This window comes from Streptomyces sp. NBC_00271 (assembly GCF_036178845.1).
Classification (GTDB): Bacteria; Actinomycetota; Actinomycetes; order Streptomycetales; family Streptomycetaceae; genus Streptomyces.
This window is the reverse complement of record NZ_CP108070.1, coordinates 8,943,063-8,963,565: the sequence shown is the minus strand read 5'-3', so window position 1 is coordinate 8,963,565 and position 20,503 is coordinate 8,943,063. Positions and strand designations below refer to the sequence as shown.

At 71.3% G+C, this 20,503-nt stretch carries 18 protein-coding genes; 9 read left to right on the top strand and 9 right to left on the bottom strand.

What is annotated here, in order from left to right; translation table 11 throughout:
• Positions 1 to 120 precede the first annotated feature (120 nt).
• Both OG798_RS40450 and OG798_RS40445 read right to left on the bottom strand, forming a co-directional pair.
• Entirely contained in the window at positions 121 to 489 is a 369-nt protein-coding gene (locus OG798_RS40450; protein WP_120985817.1) for a helix-turn-helix domain-containing protein, read from the bottom strand.
• Positions 486 to 737 carry a hypothetical protein gene (locus tag OG798_RS40445; RefSeq protein ID WP_054237051.1) on the bottom strand — a complete coding sequence of 84 codons (252 nt, stop codon included), beginning with the start codon at positions 735 to 737 and terminating at the stop codon, positions 486 to 488. Before OG798_RS40445 ends, OG798_RS40450 begins: the two co-directional genes overlap by 4 nt.
• A 169-nt stretch (positions 738 to 906) precedes the next feature.
• Between OG798_RS40445 and OG798_RS40440 the strand changes: the two genes are divergently transcribed.
• From OG798_RS40440 to OG798_RS40425, 4 genes are all read left to right on the top strand, one after another.
• Entirely contained in the window at positions 907 to 1,764 is an 858-nt protein-coding gene (locus OG798_RS40440; RefSeq protein WP_121414622.1) for a TIM barrel protein, read from the top strand.
• A 44-nt stretch (positions 1,765 to 1,808) separates the two neighbouring features.
• The gene (locus OG798_RS40435; protein ID WP_095851874.1) at positions 1,809 to 2,744 is read left to right on the top strand and encodes a 2-hydroxy-3-oxopropionate reductase; all 936 of its coding nucleotides are present in this window, start codon (positions 1,809 to 1,811) and stop codon (positions 2,742 to 2,744) included.
• A 394-nt stretch (positions 2,745 to 3,138) separates the two neighbouring features.
• Positions 3,139 to 4,596: a catalase gene (locus tag OG798_RS40430; RefSeq protein ID WP_267063205.1), complete on the top strand. Its 1,458-nt coding sequence runs from the start codon at positions 3,139 to 3,141 to the stop codon at positions 4,594 to 4,596.
• A gap of 337 nt (positions 4,597 to 4,933) precedes the next feature.
• Complete coding sequence (locus tag OG798_RS40425) at positions 4,934 to 5,170, top strand: hypothetical protein (protein ID WP_060894364.1); 237 nt, start codon at positions 4,934 to 4,936, stop codon at positions 5,168 to 5,170.
• 258 nt (positions 5,171 to 5,428) lie between these two features.
• Here the strand turns inward: OG798_RS40425 and gcl are convergent, their stop codons facing one another.
• Positions 5,429 to 7,213 (bottom strand): glyoxylate carboligase, encoded by a 1,785-nt coding sequence (gene gcl, locus OG798_RS40420; protein ID WP_121414624.1) that lies wholly within the window; start codon positions 7,211 to 7,213, stop codon positions 5,429 to 5,431.
• A gap of 241 nt (positions 7,214 to 7,454) precedes the next feature.
• Between gcl and OG798_RS40415 the strand changes: the two genes are divergently transcribed.
• Positions 7,455 to 8,357: a hypothetical protein gene (locus OG798_RS40415; protein ID WP_443053984.1), complete on the top strand. Its 903-nt coding sequence runs from the start codon at positions 7,455 to 7,457 to the stop codon at positions 8,355 to 8,357.
• A gap of 59 nt (positions 8,358 to 8,416) precedes the next feature.
• On the opposite strand, the gene OG798_RS40410 is transcribed toward OG798_RS40415, so the two are convergent.
• Positions 8,417 to 10,024 carry an AMP-binding protein gene (locus tag OG798_RS40410; protein ID WP_267063204.1) on the bottom strand — a complete coding sequence of 536 codons (1,608 nt, stop codon included), beginning with the start codon at positions 10,022 to 10,024 and terminating at the stop codon, positions 8,417 to 8,419.
• Positions 10,021 to 11,700 carry an AMP-binding protein gene (locus OG798_RS40405; protein WP_095851878.1) on the bottom strand — a complete coding sequence of 560 codons (1,680 nt, stop codon included), beginning with the start codon at positions 11,698 to 11,700 and terminating at the stop codon, positions 10,021 to 10,023. Before OG798_RS40405 ends, OG798_RS40410 begins: the two co-directional genes overlap by 4 nt.
• 277 nt (positions 11,701 to 11,977) lie before the next feature.
• Between OG798_RS40405 and OG798_RS40400 the strand changes: the two genes are divergently transcribed.
• The 3 genes from OG798_RS40400 (at position 11,978) to OG798_RS40390 (ending at position 17,117) form a co-directional block, all read left to right on the top strand.
• Entirely contained in the window at positions 11,978 to 12,817 is an 840-nt protein-coding gene (locus tag OG798_RS40400) for a response regulator transcription factor (protein WP_267063202.1), read from the top strand.
• Positions 12,818 to 13,086: 269 nt separating this feature from the next.
• Positions 13,087 to 15,909 (top strand): AAA family ATPase, encoded by a 2,823-nt coding sequence (locus OG798_RS40395; protein ID WP_267063201.1) that lies wholly within the window; start codon positions 13,087 to 13,089, stop codon positions 15,907 to 15,909.
• A gap of 416 nt (positions 15,910 to 16,325) precedes the next feature.
• Positions 16,326 to 17,117, top strand: a complete 792-nt coding sequence (locus OG798_RS40390) for a S1 family peptidase (protein ID WP_121414626.1) — start codon at positions 16,326 to 16,328, stop codon at positions 17,115 to 17,117.
• Positions 17,118 to 17,287: 170 nt separating this feature from the next.
• On the opposite strand, the gene dmpI is transcribed toward OG798_RS40390, so the two are convergent.
• Together dmpI and OG798_RS40380 are read right to left on the bottom strand one after the other, a co-directional pair.
• Entirely contained in the window at positions 17,288 to 17,470 is a 183-nt protein-coding gene (dmpI, locus tag OG798_RS40385) for a 4-oxalocrotonate tautomerase DmpI (protein ID WP_054237041.1), read from the bottom strand.
• A gap of 104 nt (positions 17,471 to 17,574) precedes the next feature.
• Entirely contained in the window at positions 17,575 to 18,441 is an 867-nt protein-coding gene (locus OG798_RS40380) for a LysR family transcriptional regulator (protein ID WP_121414627.1), read from the bottom strand.
• Between the two features lie 52 nt (positions 18,442 to 18,493).
• Here OG798_RS40380 and OG798_RS40375 point away from each other — a divergent pair, with 52 nt between their 5' ends.
• The gene (locus tag OG798_RS40375) at positions 18,494 to 19,141 is read left to right on the top strand and encodes a LysE family translocator (RefSeq protein WP_054237120.1); all 648 of its coding nucleotides are present in this window, start codon (positions 18,494 to 18,496) and stop codon (positions 19,139 to 19,141) included.
• Between the two features lie 24 nt (positions 19,142 to 19,165).
• Here the strand turns inward: OG798_RS40375 and OG798_RS40370 are convergent, their stop codons facing one another.
• Entirely contained in the window at positions 19,166 to 19,297 is a 132-nt protein-coding gene (locus OG798_RS40370; RefSeq protein WP_267063200.1) for a hypothetical protein, read from the bottom strand.
• A gap of 3 nt (positions 19,298 to 19,300) precedes the next feature.
• The gene (locus OG798_RS40365; RefSeq protein ID WP_121414628.1) at positions 19,301 to 20,503 is read right to left on the bottom strand and encodes a winged helix DNA-binding domain-containing protein; all 1,203 of its coding nucleotides are present in this window, start codon (positions 20,501 to 20,503) and stop codon (positions 19,301 to 19,303) included.

Genomic DNA, 20,503 nt, shown 5'->3' with positions numbered 1-20,503 from the left:
GGCCTTGTGCTGGACGGGCTGCGGCTAGCTAACGCCCTCGGAAACACCACGTCAACACTTTGTTGAAAAATCGAGGTAACAACCGACGCCCGGCGCGAGGCGACCACCGACGCCCGGCGCTCAGGCCTCCTTCTCGCGGTTCAGGTAGTTGTAGACGGTGAAGCGGCTGACGCCCAGCGCGCTCGCCACCGTCTCCACGCCGTGCCGCACCGAGAAGGCTCCGCGGGCCTCGAGCACCCGTACGACCTCTTGCTTGGACTTGCGGTCGAGGTCGGCCAGCGGCTTGCCCTGCTTGCGCTCCAGGGCGGCCAGGATGTGATCGAGCGAGTCGGCCAGCTGCGGCAGCCGTACGGCGACCACGTCCGCGCCCTCCCAGGAGAGCACGACGTCGTCGGGGCCGGCCAGGTCGGGCGCCACCATCTCGCCCCCCATGGCGTCGACCAGCGGCTTGACCGCCGCGACGAAGGGGTCGTCTCCGATACCGGTCACTTATCGCCCTCCCCGACCGCGTTCACCTGCAGCGAGACCCTGGTGGCGCCGGCCGCCAGAGCCCGGCGCAGCAGCGCGTCGACCGCGGTGAGCACCGCGTCCGCGTCCCCCTCGGCGGTGTTGCCGAACGGGCCGACGTCCACGGCGTCCAGTTCGGCCGCCTCGATGACCTCGCGGGCGACCAGCGCGTGCGGGGGCGCCTCGTCGAGGTCGAAGGGCTCGGTCGTGAACTCCACTCTCAATCGCACGCGCTCAACCTACTGCGCGGTGTCGATTTTCCGGCAGCCCCCTCTTGACAAGCCTCGACACCCGACGGCAGTCTTCCATTAAGCAGAAACTAACTTCCGCAATACGGAATTCATTGACGCTCGACTCTCGCCGCCGAACGTCTCGACACGGAAGGGAGCGCCGAGCCACATGCCGGGTTCCGAATGGGGCACAGCCACCGAGCAACGCTTCAACGTCAACCTGTCGATCCTCTTCACGGAACTCCCGCTCCTGGAGCGCCCCGCGGCCGCCGCCGCGGCGGGCTTCACCGCGGTCGAGCTGTGGTGGCCCTGGGTCGACTCCCCCACCCCCGAGCGGTCCGAACTCGACGCCTTGAAGAAGGCGATCGAGGACGCGGGCGTCCAGCTGACGGGGCTGAACTTCTACGCCGGACAGCTGCCCGGCCCCGACCGGGGTGCGCTGTCGATCCCCGGCGCCGAGTCGGAGCGGTTCCGCGCCAACATCGACGTGGCGGCCGACTTCGCGCGGTCGCTGGGCTGCAAGGGCCTCAACGCGCTGTACGGCAACCGCGTCGAGGGCGTGGAGGCGGCCGAGCAGGACGCGCTCGCGCTGGAGAACCTGGTCCTCGCGGCACGGGCCGCCGACCGGATCGGCGCGATCCTCCTGATCGAGACCCTCAACCAGCCCGAGTCACCGCTCTATCCCCTGGTGAGCGCCCCGGCGGGAGTCGCCGTCGTCGACAGGGTCAACGAGGCGACCGGCCTCGGCAACGCCAGGTTCCTCATGGACCTGTACCACCTGTCCATGAACGGCGAGGACCTGCCGTCGGTGATCGAGCGGTACGCCGCGAAGACCGGCCACGTGCAGATCGCCGACAACCCCGGGCGCGGCGCCCCGGGCACCGGGACCCTGCCCCTGGAGGACCTGCTCGGCCGGCTGAGGAAGGCCGGTTACGAGGGCTGGGTCGGCCTGGAGTACAAGCCGGGCGACCGTCCGAGCGCGGCGGCCTTCGACTGGCTGCCGGCCGCGGCCCGAGCCGCCCGCTGAGCGGCAACTCATCGACGTATCACAGCAGTCAGAGAGGCACCCTCATGAGCAGCACTCGTGCAGATTCTTCCCACCCGAACCGTCCGGCCCGCCCGGCCCGCCCGGCGGTCGCCTGGATCGGTCTCGGCATCATGGGCTCCCCCATGTCGGAGAACCTGGTCAAGGCCGGGTACGACGTCACCGGGTTCACGCTGGAGCAGGACAAGCTGGAGCGCCTCGCCGCCGCGGGCGGTAGGGCCGCCGGTTCGATCGCCGAGGCCGTGCGGGACGCCGACGTGGTGATCACGATGGTGCCCGCCTCCCCGCAGGTCGAGGCCATCGCGTACGGGCCCGACGGCATCCTGGAGAACGCGAGGTCCGGCGCGCTGCTGATCGACATGTCGTCGATCACCCCGCAGACCTCCGTGGACCTCGCGAAGGCGGCCGCCGCGAAGGGGATCCGGGTTCTGGACGCCCCCGTGTCCGGCGGCGAGGCCGGGGCGATCGAGGCCGTGCTGTCGATCATGGTCGGCGGCGAGCAGGCCGACTTCGACGAGGCCGAGCCGCTCTTCGAGGCGCTCGGCAAGACGATCGTGCTCTGCGGTCCGCACGGCTCCGGCCAGACCGTGAAGGCCGCGAACCAGCTGATCGTCGCCGTGAACATCCAGGCGTGCGCCGAGGCCGTGGTCTTCCTGGAGAAGTCCGGCGTGGACCTGAAGGCGGCGCTCGACGTCCTGGGCGGCGGTCTTGCCGGCTCCACCGTACTGACGCGGAAGAAGGACAACTTCCTCAACCGCGACTTCAAGCCGGGCTTCCGCATTGACCTGCACCACAAGGACATGGGCATCGTCACCGACGCCGCCCGCACGGTCGGCGCCGCGCTGCCGGTGGGCGCCGTGGTCGCCCAGCTCGTCGCCTCCCTGCGCGCCCAGGGCGACGGCGGCCTGGACCACTCGGCCCTCCTCCGCTCCGTGGAACGGCTCTCAGGCGCACAACTCTGACACCCCCGTCACACCAGACACGCCCCTGCTCCCTCGGACGCGACCCTGCCCCTCGGACGCGGCCGTGGCGCCGCTGGCGCGGACCCTGGCGCCTCGGCGCGGCCGAATGCGTCGGCCGCAGACGTGAAGCACGCAGGGCGAAGCTCTGACACCTCGGGCGCGGCCGCATGCGTCAAGCGCCGCCCCGGTACGAGGGGCACAGCCCCGAGGGCTTCGGGGTGGTTTTGAGACTTCCGGGTGGTGTCGTCGCTGACACCTGTCCTGTCGCGCCCAAGCGACGGCGCCACCCGGAACCCAACCCATTTCAACAGACTGTTGACGTTCGGAACGCCCCAAACCTAGGCTCCACAAAGCGGAAGTCGGTTTCCGCTGCCCCTCGCATGGAAGGTCCACGATGTCGAAGCGCGTGCTTACGACCGAGTCCGGTGCTCCGGTCGCCGACAACCAGAACTCAGCCACCGCCGGCGCAGGCGGCCCGCTCCTCCTCCAGGACCAGCACCTCCTGGAGAAGCTCGCCCGGTTCAACCGCGAGCGCATCCCGGAGCGCGTGGTGCACGCCCGCGGCTCCGGCGCGTACGGCCACTTCGAGGTCACGGACGACGTCACCGGCTTCACCCACGCCGACTTCCTGAACACGGTCGGCAAGCGCACCGAGGTCTTCCTGCGCTTCTCCACCGTGGCCGACAACCTGGGCGGCGCGGACGCGGTCCGCGACCCGCGCGGCTTCGCGGTCAAGTTCTACACGGAGGAGGGGAATTACGACCTCGTCGGGAACAACACCCCGGTCTTCTTCATCAAGGACCCGCTCAAGTTTCCCGACTTCATCCACTCCCAGAAGCGCGACCCGTTCACGGGCAAGCAGGAGCCGGACAACGTCTGGGACTTCTGGGCGCACGCCCCCGAGGCCACGCACCAGGTGACCTGGCTGATGGGCGACCGCGGCATCCCCGCCTCGTACCGGCACATGAACGGCTACGGCTCGCACACCTACCAGTGGACGAACGCCGAAGGTGAGGCCTTCTTCGTCAAGTACCACTTCAAGACGAACCAGGGCGTCCGCAGCCTCTCCACCGAGCAGGCGCAGGAGATCGCGGGCAAGGACCCGAACTCCCACCAGACGGACCTGCTCCAGGCCATCGAGCGGGGCGTGCGCCCGTCCTGGACCCTCCACGTCCAGATCATGCCCGCGGCCGAAGCGGCGGACTACCGCTTCAACCCCTTCGACCTCACCAAGGTGTGGCCGCACAAGGACTTCCCGCTCCAGCGCGTGGGCCGACTGGTCCTGGACCGCAACCCCGACAACGTCTTCGCCGAGGTCGAGCAGGCCGCGTTCTCCCCGAACAACTTCGTTCCGGGCATCGGCCCCTCCCCCGACAAGATGCTTCAGGGCCGGCTGTTCGCCTACGCGGACGCGCACCGCTACCGCCTCGGCGTCAACCACACCCAGCTCGCGGTGAACGCGCCGAAGGCCACGACCGCGGACAACTACGGCCGCGACGGCTTCATGGCATCCAACGCGCAGGGCCGCGCCGCCAAGAACTACGAGCCGAACTCCTACGGCGGCCCGGCCGAGACCGGCCGCCCGCTGTCGGCCCCGCTGGCCGTCGCCGGCTGGACCGGCACCCACGAGGCTCCCCTCCACACCAAGGACGACGACTTCTTCCAGGCCGGCGAGCTCTACCGCCTGATGTCGGCCGAGGAGCGGTCCCGGCTGATCGCCAACATCGCCGGTGGCCTCGCACAGGTCTCCCGCGACGACGTCGTCGAGAAGAACCTCGCGCACTTCCACGCCGCCGACCCGGAGTACGGCCGGCGCGTGGCGGAAGCGGTCCACGCCCTGCGCGAGGACTGACCCCCTGACCGCGTCACCGGGCCAGACGGGAGGTCGGCCCGGTGACGCGCGGCCCGCGAGGACCCGAGCGACCCGGATGAGGGGTGGTCGCCGGTGGCACGCGGGCACGACGAGGACCGCGGCGGATGTGAGCCAGTGCGGTGGTGAAGGTCCCGGGACCCTCTTCTCGACCTGAGGGAAGGCCGGCCCCGGTTCCGTCGCGGCCGCCGCGGTCCCCGTCACACACCGAGCGAGGCGCCGGGTACGGACTCCGTACCCGGCGCCTCGACGTGCTTCCGGGGTGCTCCCGGCGTGCTCCCGGGGTGCGGAGTCGGCCCGAGCACAGCAGCCTGAAAGCATGGACTATCCCAGCATCGTCGTGCACGCCCCGGCACTGGACGGCTCGCGACGGGTCACCACGGGGGACGAGACGCTCGGTGTCGCCTATCACCTCGACGACGTCATCGAGATCCTGCGGCGGGCCGAGGTCGACCTGGACGAGATCGAGGTCGACAAGAGCGACATCATCGACTGGCAGGGCGGCGGGCCCGACCATTGGCCGGGGTTCGAGGAGCTCGAGCTCCCGGAGGACTGAGAACACGCCTCGGACACGTACTCCAGTGGACGTACGCCGGCTACGCAACCCTCAAATCAAGCTCTGAACACGACCCCAGGGGCTTCAACTCACCCCGGTGATGGGCACATTCTCGGCACACGAGGCCCGCCGGCACGGGGGCGGCGGGCCTCGTGACGGGGGTACGGGGGATCACGGGGGAACAACACGAGGGGCGGCTCACCCAAACGGTGAACCGCCCCTGGTACGTGCGCGACCAGTACGCGAGGAACGCGTACCTCAGACCTTCAGCGTCCTGATGGACGTGGGCGCGTGGCCCGGCTCGGTCGCGATCTCCTCGAACTCCACGACGTTGCCGATGTCGTTCGTCGTGGACATCGAGATGTTGGTGACGCGTTCCAGGATCGCCTCGACGACGACCGGCACCCGGTACTCGGCGGCCAGCTTCTTGGCCTGCTCGAAGGCGGCGCCCAGCTCGGCCGGGTCGGTGACGCGGATCGCCTTGCAGCCGAGGCCCTCGACGACCTTGACGTGGTCGACGCCGTAGACGCCGAGCTCGGGCGAGTTGATGTTCTCGAACTCCAGCTTGACCTGGAAGTCGATGTCGAAGGCCCGCTGCGCCTGGCGGATCAGGCCCAGGTAGGCGTTGTTGACCAGGACGTGGACGTACGGGATCCGGTGCTGGGCGCCGACGGCCAGTTCCTCGATCATGAACTGGAAGTCGTAGTCACCGGAGAGGGCGACGACGGAGGCCTCCGGGTCGGCCTTGGCGACGCCCAGCGCGGCCGGGATCGTCCAGCCGAGCGGTCCCGCCTGGCCGCAGTTGATCCAGTGCCGGGGCCGGTAGACATGCAGCATCTGGGCGCCGGCGATCTGCGAGAGGCCGATGGTGGAGACGTACCGGGTCTCCGGGCCGAAGGCCTTGTTCATCTCCTCGTAGACACGCTGCGGCTTGATCGGGATGTCGTCGAAGTGGGTACGGCGCTGGAGGGTCGCCCTGCGCTCCTGGGCGGAGGCGGCCCACGCGGAGCGGTCCGGCAGCCGGCCCTCCGCGCTGAGATCCTTCGCCACCTGGACGAACAGTTCGAGCGCGGCCTTCGCGTCGGAGGCGATGCCGTAGTCCGGGGCGAAGATCTTGCCGATCTGGGTGGGCTCGATGTCGACGTGGACGAAGGTGCGGCCCGCGGTGTAGACGTCCAGCCTGCCGGTGTGGCGGTTGGCCCAGCGGTTGCCGATACCGAGGACGAAGTCGGACTCCAGGAAGGTCGCGTTGCCGTAGCGGTGCGAGGTCTGCAGGCCCACCATGCCGGCGTTCAGCTCATGGTCGTCGGGCAGGACGCCCCAGCCCATGAGGGTGGGGACGACCGGGATGCCCGTCAACTCGGCGAATTCCACCAGGAGTTCGCCGGCGTCGGCGTTGATGACACCGCCGCCGGCGACGATCAGGGGCCGCTCGGACTCGTTCAGCAGCCCGATCGCCTTCTCGATCTGCGCGCGGGTGGCGGCGGGCTTGTACGCCTGGAGCGGCTCGTACGTCTCCGGGTCGAACTCGATCTCGGTGAGCTGGACGTCGACGGGCAGGTCGATGAGGACCGGGCCCGGGCGGCCGGAGCGCATGAGGTGGAAGGCCTGCTGGAAGACGCCGGGGACCTGGGCCGCCTCCAGCACGGTGACCGCCATCTTGGTCACCGGCTTCGCGATCGAGGCGATGTCGACGGCCTGGAAGTCCTCTTTGTGGATCACGGCGGTCGGCGCCTGGCCCGTGATGCACAGAATCGGGATCGAGTCGCCGATCGCGGAGTAGAGGCCGGTGATCATGTCGGTGCCCGCGGGTCCCGACGTACCGATGCAGACGCCGATGTTGCCCGGGTGGGTGCGGGTGTAGCCCTCGGCCATGTGCGAGGCGCCCTCGACATGGCGGGCGAGGGTGTGGCTGATCCCCCCGGCGGCCTTGAGGGCCGCGTAGAAGGGGTTGATCGCCGCGCCCGGGACACCGAACGCGTCGCTGACGCCCTCGCGCTTGAGGATCTCGACTGCCGCGCGGGCAGCGGTCATACGAGCCATGGAGTACTCCTGCTTCGGCTGTCGGATTCGCGCTCCCGTCGCGCCCCTCGGAGAGCTGGTGATTCCTGGTGACTCCACAGTGCGGTGATTCCGCATTATGGAAATTAACTTCTACTATCTGGAAGTAATGTAGGTGGCGTGCCGAAGAGCGTCAAGGGTGCCCACCCGGCTGGATCCGCGGGAGGGAAGGGCGGGGGTTGTCGGAGCGTTTCGCTGCCGCGGGCCTCCGGCTTGGAGGACGATGGACACGCTGTCCCGACGTGACGTCCTGGAGTGGGCCATGGCCGAGAGCGTGCCGGTGCGGTGTCCGGCCTGCCGCCGCGAGCATCTCTTTGCCGCGCCGTCGTACCCGTGCGTGTGCGGTGCCCCCGTCACGCCCCCGCTCGACCGCCTCGCCGATCCCGCGCAGGTCACCCACCGCACCTGGGACGAGGACTGGGTCACGGTCCCCTGCGACGCCTGCGGGCGCGCGGACCAGTGGCCGCATCCGGAACTGGGCTGCCCCTGCGGAGCCATGCTGCGGATTCCGGTACGAGGGGTACGGCGCCCCCTGCGCGCGGAGGTCGTGCCGGGCACCGGCGCCCCCGCGGACCTGGAGACGGAACCGGAACCTGAGGCGGCACCGCACAGCCCAGAGCCACCGCTCCCCGGTACCGCCGGGTCGCCGCCCCTCAGTACCGCAGGGCCGTCACCCGCCCCCGCCGCGCCGGGAAGCCCCCTCATCCCCGACCACCTGCCACTGCCGCGCACCACCCCGACACCGCGCCCGATGTTCCAGCCGGTGACCATCCGCACCGCCCGGGACGCCGTCACGGCGGCCGCGCTGTATCTGCGGTGGCTCGGTTACCGCGACATCCGCAGGGCGGACCAGCGCCCGCCCTCGGGCATCGGACTCGCCGCCCGCGGCATGCTGGCGCAGGTGGACCCCACCGTCCGCCCGGCCGCACTGCGCGACGTGGAGTGCCTGTGGCTGACGGCCATGTCGGAGTCCACGGGATGCGTCTACTTCTCCCTGGCCGGGTACGCGGACGACGCCCGCCGCTGCGCCGACGCCCTCGGGATCCCCCTCTTCGTGCTCGACCTCACGGGCACCCCCCAGCCGGTGAACACCCACGCCGACGAACTCCTCGCCACCGGGGCCTGAGCACCGGCACACGGGCCTGAACACCGGCGGGGGCCTGAACCCCGGCAGGGGGGAGCGCCCTATTCGGCGTAGGTCTGCCGTAGTTCGATCTTGCGGACCTTCCCCGACACCGTCATCGGGAAGGACTCCAGGACCTGCAGGCGGCTGGGGATCTTGTAGTGGGCCAACCGGCCCTCGCAGAAGGCGCGCAGTTCCTCCAGCGTCAGGGGGTCGGCCGGGTCCAGCGGGATGACGCAGGCGAGCACCTCCTCGCCGTAGCGCTCGTGGGGCACCCCGACCACCTGGACATCGGCGATCTTCGGGTGGGCGTAGAGGAACTCCTCGATCTCGCGCGGATAGATGTTCTCGCCGCCTCGGATGATCATGTCCTTGATGCGGCCGACGATCTCGACGTACCCGTCCTCGCGCATCACGGCGAGGTCGCCCGTGTGCATCCAGCGCCCCGCGTCGACGGCCTCGGCGGTCTTCTCGGGCTCGTTCCAGTAGCCGAGCATCACGCTGTAGCCGCGGGTGCACAGCTCTCCGGCGGTGCCACGCGGCTGCGTCACCCCCTCCACCGGGTCGACGACCTTCACCTCCAGGTGCGGAAGCACCCGGCCGACGGTGCCGGTGCGGTGCTCCAGGTCGTCATCTCTACGGGTCTGCAGGGACACGGGCGAGGTCTCGGTCATGCCGTAGCAGATGGCGACCTCCGCCATGTGCATCTCGGCGACCACCCGCTTCATCACCTCGACCGGGCACGGCGAGCCCGCCATGATGCCGGTGCGCAGCGAGGACAGGTCGTACGTCGCGAAGCCGGGGAGGTTCAACTCCGCGATGAACATGGTCGGTACGCCGTACAGCGAGGTGCAGCGCTCGTCCTGGACCGCGCGGAGCGTCGCGGCCGGATCGAAGGAGGGCGCGGGGATGACCATGCAGGCGCCGTGCGAGGTCGCCGCGAGGTTGCCCATCACCATGCCGAAGCAGTGGTAGAAGGGCACGGGGATGCAGATCCGGTCCTGCTCGCTGTACGCGATCGACTCGCCCACGAAATAGCCGTTGTTGAGGATGTTGTGGTGGGAGAGGGTCGCCCCCTTGGGGAAGCCCGTGGTGCCGGAGGTGTACTGGATGTTGATGGGGTCGTCGCAGGACAACTCGCTCTTGCGGACCCAGAAGTGCTCGTACAGATCGGGAGTCCCGCGCCCGATCAGGGCGTCCCAGCTCGGGTCGCCGATGTAGACGGTCTCCCGCAACTGCGGGCATCTGCCGCGCACTTCCTCGACCATCGCCCGGTAGTCGCTGGTCTTGTGGCTGAGGGATGCGAAGAGCAGCGAGATGCCGGCCTGCTGGAGGACGTACTCGACCTCATGGGTGCGGTAGGCCGGGTTGATGTTCACCATGACCGCGCCGACGCGGGCGGTGGCGTACTGGACGAGCACCCACTCCGGGCAGTTGACCGCCCAGATGCCCACCCGGTCGCCCCTGGCGATGCCGGAGGCCAGCAGCGCGTACGCCAATTCGTCGACGTCCGCGGAGAACCGGGCGTACGTCCAGCGCCGCCCGGACGGCACGTCGACGAGCGCCTCCCTGTCCGGCCAGGCCGCGACCGCCCGGTCCAGGTTGGCCCCGATGGTGTCGCCGAGCAGGGTCGTCGCACTGGTCCCGTGCGCGTAGGAGAGTGCGCTCACCGGAAGTCCTCCTCGCGGTACTCGGCGTCCGAGCCGGCGGCCGTGGCCTCGCGCAGCTCGATCCGGCGGATCTTGCCGGAGATGGTCTTGGGGAGTGTGCCGAACTCCAGGCGGCGGATGCGCTTGTACGGGGCGAGGACCGTCCGCGAGTGTTCGAAGAGCACCTTCGCCAGGTCGGGGCCCGGTGCGTGGCCCGTGGCGAGGACGATGTACGCCTTCGGGACGGCGAGCCGCAGTTCGTCGGGGGCCGGGACGACGGCCGCCTCCGCCACCGCCTCGTGCTCCAGCAGGGCGCTCTCCAGCTCGAAGGGCGAGATCTTGTAGTCGGAGGCCTTGAACACGTCGTCGGCGCGGCCGACGTAGGTGATGTATCCGTCCTCGTCCCGGGCGCCGATGTCACCGGTGCGGTAGTAGCCGCCCGCCATCGCCTCCGCCGTACGGTCGGCGTCGCCGTGGTAGCCGGTCATCACGCCCACCGGTCGGGCCGACAGGTCGAGCGCGATCTCCCCCTCCACCGCCCCGGGCGCACCCGTGACCGGGTCGAGGAGTTCGACGCGGAAGCCGGGACTCGGCCGTCCCATGGAGCCCGTCTTGAGCTGCTGCCCGGGGCTGTTGGAGACCTGGACGGCCGTTTCGGTCTGCCCGAAGCCGTCCCGGATGGTGACGCCCCAGGCGCGCCGCACCTGCTCGATGACCTCCGGGTTCAGCGGCTCACCGGCGGCGACGGCCTCGCGTGGCGGGGTGCGCAGCTGCGTCAGGTCGGCCTGGATGAGCATCCGCCAGACCGTGGGCGGGGCGCAGAAGGTGGTGACGCCCGCCCGGTCCATCTCCGCCATCAGCCGGCCCGGGTCGAAGCGCGTGTAGTTGTGGATGAAGACGGTCGCCTCCGCGTTCCAGGGCGCGAAGAGGTTGGACCAGGCGTGCTTGGCCCAGCCGGGCGAGGAGATGTTCAGATGCACGTCGCCGGGCTTGAGCCCGATCCAGTACATCGTCGACAGATGACCGATCGGGTAGGAGGCGTGGGTGTGTTCGACGAGCTTGGGGCGGGCGGTGGTGCCGGAGGTGAAGTAGAGCATCAGGGGGTCGTCCGAGTGGGTGACACCCTCGGGCTCGAAGCTCGCGTCGGCGGCGTACGCCTCCTCGTACGACTGCCAGCCGGGCCGCGCTCCCCCCACCGTGATCCGGGTGTGGCGACCGGGCACCTCGTCGAACTTCTCGGCGTCCTCGGCGCGCACGATCACATGCCGGACGCGGCCGCGCTCGACCCGGTCGCGCAGGTCGGCGGGGCCCAGCAGGGTGGTCGCGGGGATGACGACGGCGCGCAGCTTCATCGCGGCGAGGGCCGTCTCCCACAGTTCGACCTGGTTGCCGAGCATGACCAGCACGCGGTCCTCGGCGCGTACGCCCCGCGCGCGCAGCCAGTTGGCCACCCGGTTCGAGCGCTCGGAGAGGGCGGCGAAGGAGAACTCGGCGCGCTCGCCGTCCTCCTCGACGATGTGCAGGGCGGTGCGGTCGTTGCCCCGTGCGATGACGTCGAACCAGTCGAGCGCCCAGTTGAAGGACTCCGGGCGGGGCCAGTCGAAACCCTCGTACGCCGTGGCGTAGTCCGCACGGTGCTCCAGCAGGAAGTCCCGCGCGGCGCGGAACTCGTCCGTCGCACCGTTCGTCACCGTCATGTGTCCTCCTCGTTGCCGCACAGCCGCCTAGGGCCTGTGTCGAAGGTGGCGCCGTCCGCCCGGAGGGCGGGCCGCGCGGCGTCTGGTGCGTGCGATCGCAAGGCGCCGGAAGGTCCTCGTAGCGGAGCTACTTGGATCTTCCGGCAACGCGGCGAGCGTGCGTGCCAGGCGTCGCGCGGCAGGCGCCACCTTCGACACAGGCCCTAGCATCGTGTATTCCGTGATGGAGGTCTCACCACCCCCGAACGGGGGTACGCCGCGACGAAGGGGCGAACACGTGGCAGCAGACACGGCCGAGGCGGTGGAGGTGCGTGGTGCGCTGGTACGACTGCGGCGCGCCACGGGACTGCCGGTCGCGTTCGGCGGCCTCGTCGAACCCGGTCGCGCCCAGGTACGTATCAGCGAACTCAGCGGTACGGCGACGCCCGCGCTCAGCGCCCTCGCCGTGTCCTCGGGCAACGGCCTGGGCGGCAAGGCGGTCGCGCTGGCCCGGCCCTGCGCGGTGACGGACTACTCCGCCTCCCGGCAGATCAGCCACGAGTACGACGCGGCGGTCGCCACGGAGGGCCTGTGCTCCGTGATCGCCGTACCCGTCGTCGTACGCCGCCGGGTGCGCGGGGTGTTGTACGGCGCCCTGCGCACGGCCCACCCCCTGGGTGACCGCACGCTCGGTGCGGCGGTGGCGGCGGCCCGGGACGTGGAGCAGGCGCTGGTCGTACGGGACGAGGCGCAGGGGCTGCTGACCGTCGCCCGGGAGCCCGAACCGTCGGTCGGGAGCCCCGCCTGGGAAGAGGTCCGCGAGGCGCACGGGGCGCTGCGGGCACTGGCGCCGCGCATCGTCGATCCGGCGCTGCGGGCCGAACTGCTCGACGTGTGCGGGCGCCTGGCGGGTGCGGCGGCCTCCGACGCCCGGACGCCTCGCGTCGACCTCGCCCCGCGCGAGGTGGACGTTCTCGCCTGCGTCGCGGCGGGAGCCACCAACGGGGTGGCCGCCGAGCGGTTGGGGCTGCGGCCGGAGACGGTCAAGGCGTATCTGCGCTCGGCCATGCGCAAGCTCGGTGCGCACACGCGGTGGGAGGCGGTGGTCGCTGCGCGGCGGGTCGGGTTGTTGCCGTAGCTTTCCGGCTACCTACCCCGGCTTTGGCCGCTCCGCGGCCTTTTCTCCGTCGTTCCGCGACGGTTTACCACCCACCCGCCCCTTATGCCCGCTCCGCGGCCCCCGTCATCAGCCGCTCCACGGCCCCCTTCTGGCGTTCTTCATTCAGACGACGGCGCCCTGAAATACATTATGCCAACACTGCTGTTATTTCCCTCACCACCCCGAGACTCCGAAATTCAAAGAGTCGTTGCCTAATATTGGCTCGGACACGACATGCGAGGGGAGCGGTGACCGTGCGAGGGGACTTCAAGGAGCCTGCGAGACCCCGCCCCGACCTGGTCATCGGCCGGGAGGAGCTCTTCGCGAGCGCGCGCGAGCAGCTCTCCGACGGAGGCAGCGTGCTGGTGCACGGCCCCGCGGGAATAGGAAAGTCCACCGTTCTGCGTGCGCTGGCCGCGGAATGCGCCGAATCGGCACGCACCGTGTTGCGCTGCTCGGCGACCGAGTCCGAATCCCATCTGCCCTTCCTCGCCCTGGCCGACCTCCTCGGCCTGGTGGTGGACCAGGTCTCCGACCGGCTGCCCGCCCCGCAGCGCACCGCCCTCGAATCGGCCCTCACCGGCCGCGGAGAATCGACCCTGCAACGCGACGGCCTCGCCCTGCGCCTCGCGGTCCTCTCCGTGCTGCGCGCGCTGGCAGCCCAGGGCCCGGTCCTGATCGTCGCCGACGACCTCCAGTGGCTGGATCCGGCCAGCGCCGAACTGCTCGGCTTCGCCGCCCGCAGACTCGGCGAGATGCCCGTACGGATGCTGTCCGCGGTGCGCACCGACACCGAGCCACGGGACCAACAGCACGACCGCCATCTACGCGCGTCCCCGCCGGACACCCTGGCCGTGCGCCTCAACCCGCTCTCCCGCGCGCAGGTCGCCGAACTCCTCGGCCACCGCGGCTACACCGGGCTGCCCCGCACGACCGTCCGCGACATCCACCGCACCAGCGGCGGCAACCCGCTCTTCGCGCTGGAACTCGGCCGCGCGCTCGCCGAGAATCCCGCCCGGCCGAGCCCCGGCGAACCACTGCCCGTGCCGACCTCGTTGCGCGCGCTCGTCCTCAGCCGTCTGGAGATGCTCTCGGCCGAGGCCCGCCACACCCTGCTCGTCGCGAGCGCGGGCGCCCGCCCCACGCTGGCGCTGCTGCACGCCGCCGGGCGCGAGAACGCCGAGTCCGAGACCGCGCAGGCCGCCTCGCTCGGACTGCTGGCGACCGAGCGCGAGACGCCGGGCATCCGGTTCGCGCACCCGATGATCTCGGCCGCCCTGTACGCGGAGGCGAGCGCCCAGGAACGCCGCGCCGCCCATGCCGCGCTCTCCACGGCCGCCTCCGACCCCATCGAACGGGCCCGGCATCTCGCCCTGGCCACCACCGGTACCGATCCGCAGGTCGCCGCCCGGCTCGGGGAGGCGGCGGCCGTGGCCAGGGACCGGGGCGCGCCCTCGGTCGCGGCCGGGCTCGGGCTGCTCGCGGCCCGGCACACTCCCCCGGAGACCGTTCCCGGCCCGGACGAGCGGCGGTTGCAGGCCGCCGAGGACGCGCTGACCGCCGGGGAGTCGGACCTCGCGCGGGACATCGCCCGCGACGCGCTCCGCCGGGTCACGGCGCCGGCGGACCGCGTCCGCGCCTGGATGGTCGTCATCGACGCGGCGGGGCAGGCCATGGCCGAGGTCGACGCGGTCTTCCCGCAGGCCCTCGCCGACGCGGGCGATGACCCCCGGCTGCTCGCGCTCGTGCGCTACCAACTCGCCTGGCGGGCCCTGCTGGTGGAGGGCGAGATGGCCAAGGGCCGCGAGGAGGCCGCGATCGCCGCCCAGCTCGCCGCCCGCGCCGGGGACCGGCCCACCGAACTCCTCGCCCTGGGCTTCCAGGCCCAGATGGAGACCCTGATGGGCCACCCGGGCGCACCCGCCACCATTCAGCGGGCGATGCGCGAACCGCAGGACCCCCGGGTGGCGTGCGACCACAACGGCGCCGGCGCCGCCCGCTTCCGCTGGCTCATCATGGGCGACCAGCTCGCCGAGGCCCGCACCACGATCACCGCACTGCTGCGCGAGGTGCGGCGGCGCGGGATGGTCGAGAGCGAGGTGCACTTCCTGCGCGGGCTCGCCGAGACCGAGCTGCGCTCCGGGCACTGCGGGCGGGCGCTCGACCTGGCCCGGGAGAGCCTCAGGCTGGCCCGCGACACGGGAATCGGCGAGGCGGCCACCGCCATGTTCACCTCGCTCGCCGAGGCCGCGGGCGGCGACGTCGACCGGGCGCTGGCGCTGGCCCGCGAGGCCGTGGACCGCGCCGAGGAGGACGGCGACCTGGTCTACCTCTCGCGTGCCCTGGGCGCCCTCGGGCACGCCCAGCTGGTGGCCGGGGACTCGCTCGCGGTCGTGCAGTCCCTGCGGCGGGTACGGGAGCTGGAGGAACGGCTCGGGGTCACGGACCCGGCCCGGGGACGCTGGCACGGCGACCTCGCCGAGGCGCTGGTGCGGATCGGTGAGCCGGTCGAGGCGCAGGACGTCATCGACGCCACGCGGGCGCAGGCGCTGCGGCTCGGGCGGGAGAGCGTGCTCGCCGTGCTCGACCGGGCGGAGGCGCTGGTACGGGCCGCGCGCGGTGAACAGGGGCCCGCGGTACGCCAGCTGACGGCCGCTCAGGACCGACTGGCCAAGCTGGGCTACGGCCTGGAGGAGGCCCGGGCGGCGTACGCCCTCGCCGGGCTGCGCACCCACCGGCCGGGGCCGACCTCCTACGACGAGGCGACGCGGCTGTTCCGCCGCTGCCGGGCGCTGCCGTGGCTGCGGCAGGTGGAGACCGCGAGTGCGGCCGGGCCGACGGCGGCCTCGGCCACGACGCCGCTCGCTCCCGCCGCGCTCGACAGCCTCGCCGCGACGGAGCGTCAGGTCGCGGCGCTGGTCATGGAGGGCGCCACCAACCGGGAGATAGCCGCGCGGCTGTTCATCAGCGTGAAGACCGTCGAGGCGACGCTGACGCGGGTGTACCGGAAACTGGGGATTCGGTCGCGGGTGGACATCGTTCGGCTGGCTGCGGGGCGCCGGAGCGGGTGAACTTTCCCCGCCCCCACCGGCCCGCGGCCGAGCGAACCCGGGGCGGGCGGGGAATCGGGGCGAAGCCCCGCCTCAGGGGCGCGGGGAACTGCGCGACCAGCCACCACCGGCCGACAGCCGAAAGACGACGGGCAGGGGGATCCGGGGCGCGGCCCCGGTCCTGGGGGTGCGGGCAACCGCGTCGGTAACCCCCAACGGCCCGCAGCCGAAGGATCGTTGGCTAAACCCCGTGTCTCTCGAGCAAGGGTTTTCCCTCCCGCAACTCGCCTAGGGGGTTCCCCTCTTGGATGCGGAAGGTTCGGCCTTCTAGCGTGAGCGTCGTGCCGCTCGCTCGGGCACACGGCGTCCACCCACAGACGCCGTGCGACACCCCCCACACCCGCGCGTCCCCCCACCGGCAACTTCTGAGGAGATCCATGTTCGGGCTCAACCGCGCCAAGAAGACCGCCGCCCTCTGTACGGCGACCGCTGCCGCCGCCGCGACCGCTCTCCTGTGCGCACCCGGCGCCGTCGCCGCCCCCCAGCCGATCGTCGGCGGCACGACGACCACCACGACCGCGTACCCGTTCATGATGCAGATCACGGACGCCTCGCAGAACCAGTTCTGCGGTGGCACCCTGGTCGCGGCCAACAAGGTGGTCACCGCCGCCCACTGCATGGTCGGCGAGACCACGAGCAGCGTCCGCGTCATCGGCGGCAGAACCTACCTCAACGGCACGAACGGCACCGTCAGCAAGGTCAGCAAGATCTGGATCAACCCCGACTACACCGACGCCACCAACGGCGACGACGTGGCCGTACTGACCCTGTCGACGTCGATGTCGTACACCCCGGCGTCGTACGTCGCCTCGACGGACACGAGCGTGTACGCGACCGGCGCCACCGCCCGCATCATCGGCTGGGGCACCACCTCGGAGAGCGGCAGCTCCTCCAACCAGCTGCGCACCGCGACCGTCCCGATCGTGTCCAACACCAGCTGCGCCGGCTCCTACGGCTCCGACTTCGTGGCCAACGACATGGTCTGCGCCGGTTACACCAACGGCGGTACCGACACCTGCCAGGGCGACAGCGGTGGCCCGCTGCTCATCGGCGGCGTCCTGGCGGGCATCACCTCCTGGGGCAACGGCTGCGCCGAGGCCGGCTACCCGGGCGTCTACACCCGCCTGACGACCTTCTCGAACCTGGTGAAGACGCAGATCAACTCGTAGCCACCAGTCGCCGGTGACTGTTCGTCAGTCACCGGCGGCGACGGGCTCCCCAGACTCCTGAGCACTCCTCAGGTGAAAGCCAGGGGGCGTTGCGGGCCTCCACGAGCGGCCCGCAACGCCCCCTATCCACTTGCCCCCTTCCTTCCCCCCGTTCCCCCCTCTACTTGTCTCTACTTGTCGGCGGTCAGCTTCCCCGCACTGCCCCAACTGTCCGCCGGCACCTCGTGGATCCAGACGTGCACGCTCTCGGCGGGAATCCTGTACGCGTCGACGAAGGCGTCGGTGACGCGTTTGACGAGGTCCCGCTTGAGCTCGACGTCGCGCGGGCCCTGCTGGATGGTGACGATGGGCATGGCTGAACTCCCTCTTCTGGGGCGGCTCCGGCCGCTCTCCGGCTACGGGTTCAGTTCATCGCGCGGGGGCTCGTCGACCAAGAAGCGGAACGCGACCGCAGCCATCAGTTCTCGTGATCGCCGCAGGCCGCGAGCAGGGCGTCCAGGTGCGGCGTCGGCGTCGCGCCGTGCACGGCGAGTCCCGTGGTGAGCGCGAGTCCCGGTGCCCGGAAGGGTACGAAGGCGACCCGGGGGCTGTGCAGGACGCGGGCGTGCGAGGCGTAGACGACCGTCCACAGCGGCCGGGTCCCGATGCTGGCGAGGGTGTCCTGCAGGGAGCCGCTCACCGGTCCTGGCAGAGGTTCGAAGCCGGCGTCGTGACAGGCCCCGACGACCAGGTCGACCAGGGCGGGGTTGGTCCGGCGCGCGGTGATGCTCAGCGGGAGTGGAGCCAGTTCGGCGAGGTCGATGCCGTCGCGGGCGGCCAAGGGGTGCCCGGCGGGCAGCGCGGCCACCAGCGGATCGGGCCACAGCGGCAGCACGCGTACGCCCGGCAGGGACTCCGCACCCCGTACGAACGCGGCGTCGAGGCGGCCGTCCACGACCCGCGCGAGCCGCTCCTGCGCGGGAAGCGAGACCAACTCGACCTGGACCGCGGGCTTCCGCCCGGCGAAGCCCGCGAGCACCCGGTCCAGGTGAGCGCCGAGCCCGGTACTGGTGCCCAGGCGCAGCACCTCGGCCGCGGCGACCGCCGCGCGGGCCCGGTCCACGGCGGCGAGCACCGCCCGCGCCTCGGGCAGCAGCCGCTCCCCCGCCCCCGTCAGCCGTACGTGTCGCGGTGAACGGTCGAACAGTTCGGCGCCCAGCTCCCGCTCCAGCCGCCGTATCTGCTGGCTGACGGCCGACTGCACGATGTGCAGACGCTCCGCCGCCCGCCCGAAGTGCAGTTCCTCGGCGACCGTGACGAAGTGGACGAGTTGCCGCAGTTCCATGTCCGGGACTGTAGGGCCCCTGTTTGAATGGCGGCCGTTGGGGGTGATGGACATGGTGTCCACGGACCGGTTCCTGGCGTTCGCGGCGATGTCACTGTTGGTGATCGTGATTCCCGGGCCGAGCGTGCTGTTCGTGATCGGGCGGGCGCTCGCGCACGGCCGGCGCACTGCGGTGATGACCGCGCTGGGCAATGTCGTCGGCTCGTATCTGCTGGTGGCCGCGGTCGCCTTCGGGATCGGCTCGTTGGTGGAGCGCTCGCTGACCGTCTTCCTGGTGGTGAAGCTGGCGGGTGCCGCGTATCTGGTCCTGCTGGGGGTGCGGGCGTTCCGGCACCGCAAGGAGATGAAGGCCTCGGCGTTGCGGCAGGAGCCCGCGGCCGCGGCGCGCGGCGATCTGCGGACCGTCCTGGACGGCGCCCTCGTCGGCCTCACCAACCCCAAGGGGCTGGTCTTCTTCGCGGCCGTGCTGCCGCAGTTCGTGGACCACTCGGCGGGGCGGGTGCCCGTGCAGATGCTGGTGCTCGGTCTGATCCCGATCTCCATCGGGCTGGTCACCGACACCCTGTGGGGGCTGACGGCGTCCGCGGCCCGCTCCTGGTTCGCCGGCTCGGACCGTCGGCTGTCGCTGATCGGGGGCGCGGGCGGGTGCACCCTGATCGGGCTCGGGGTGACGGTGGCGGTGACGGGTCGCGCGGACTGAGTGCCCCGGACGGTCGTACGGGCGCTACGCGACTCCTGTGGCGTGCGCGGCTCGGGTGACGTATGGGGTTCGGGTTATGTAGGTGGCCTGGGTGACGTACATGGCTCGGGTGACGTACATGGCTCGGGTGACGTACATGGCTCGGGTGACGTACATGGCTTACGCGGCCACGGTCCCGAAGCGGATGTCGTACGACGCCGACGCGCCGGACAGTGTCCGGAGCAGCCCCTCGGCCTCCGCAACCACCTCCTCCCGCTGGACCTTGGTGAGCCGGCCGAAGGGTTCGATGGTGAGCACCTCCCCCTCCTGTCGCCACAGGCCCCCCAGGAAGCCGTCGACGAGCAGCGTGCAGTACGCCTGGTTGCCCGCCCAGGTACGCCCTTTGAGGCCGGCGGGCACCACCCGGGAGCGGTCGGCGTGCGCGAGGAGCAGGTTGTCGAACTCGGGCAGGAAGCGGGGCGGGGCCGGGGTGTCGGCGTCGGGGCGGGGCGCGTCGGGGAGGTCGAAGAGTTCGACGCCGTTCTCGTCACGGAAGGTGAGCAGTCGCGGGCGCAGGCGTTCGAACGCCTCGCGCAGCCGGGTCAGCCCCGCCCAGGTCTGCATGTCCTTCACGGAGGCGGGCCCGAACGCGGCGAGGTAGCGCAGGACGGCCGCGTCGGGGCCCGGGGACGGCTCGGTGGGACGGCCCAGCCAGTGTTCGGCGGTGGTCAGCGCGACCTGGCCGCTGCGGCCCCACAGTCCGCGCGGGGTGACCTGGACGAGCGGCAGCCGGCAGCGGGCGGCGACCGAGAGCGCGAAGGGGTCGGCGTCCGGCCAGTGGACGAGCAGTTCCTCACGGAGCTGTTTCATCGTGCGCGGCTCGGCCTCCACCAGCTCCCGAGCGATGACGGCGAGCCGGTCCAGGTCGACACCCGCGAGCCCCTTGCGGAAGTTGTTCAGCTCCCGGTCGCGGGCCCCCTGCACGAGCGGTCGCAGGGTGAGGGCGTCGTCGGCGGTGTGGGTGTGGATGGTGGAGCGCAGGGTCACGATGCGGACGACGGCACGGTCCTCCATGGCCGTCGACAGTTCCTCGGGCCGGAACCCTTCCAGTCGGGCGGCGAGTGCGTAGTACGGCGGCTTCACGTTCTGCGCCTGAAGACCCACGAGGTGCCGGACGGCGTCCGCCACGCCACGCCCGGCGGACCGGCGCAGCAGGAGCTGGCGGGCGAGGGTCGCGCGGTTGAGGGCGCGGGGGTCGAGTACGGGCGCGGGGTGGGCGCCGACGCCGCGCCCCTTGTTCCTACTCCCGCCACCGCTACCCTTCCTACTCCCGTCCACCCCGCTCGTCTCCGTCTTCACCTTCGCCTCCACCTTCGTCGTCAT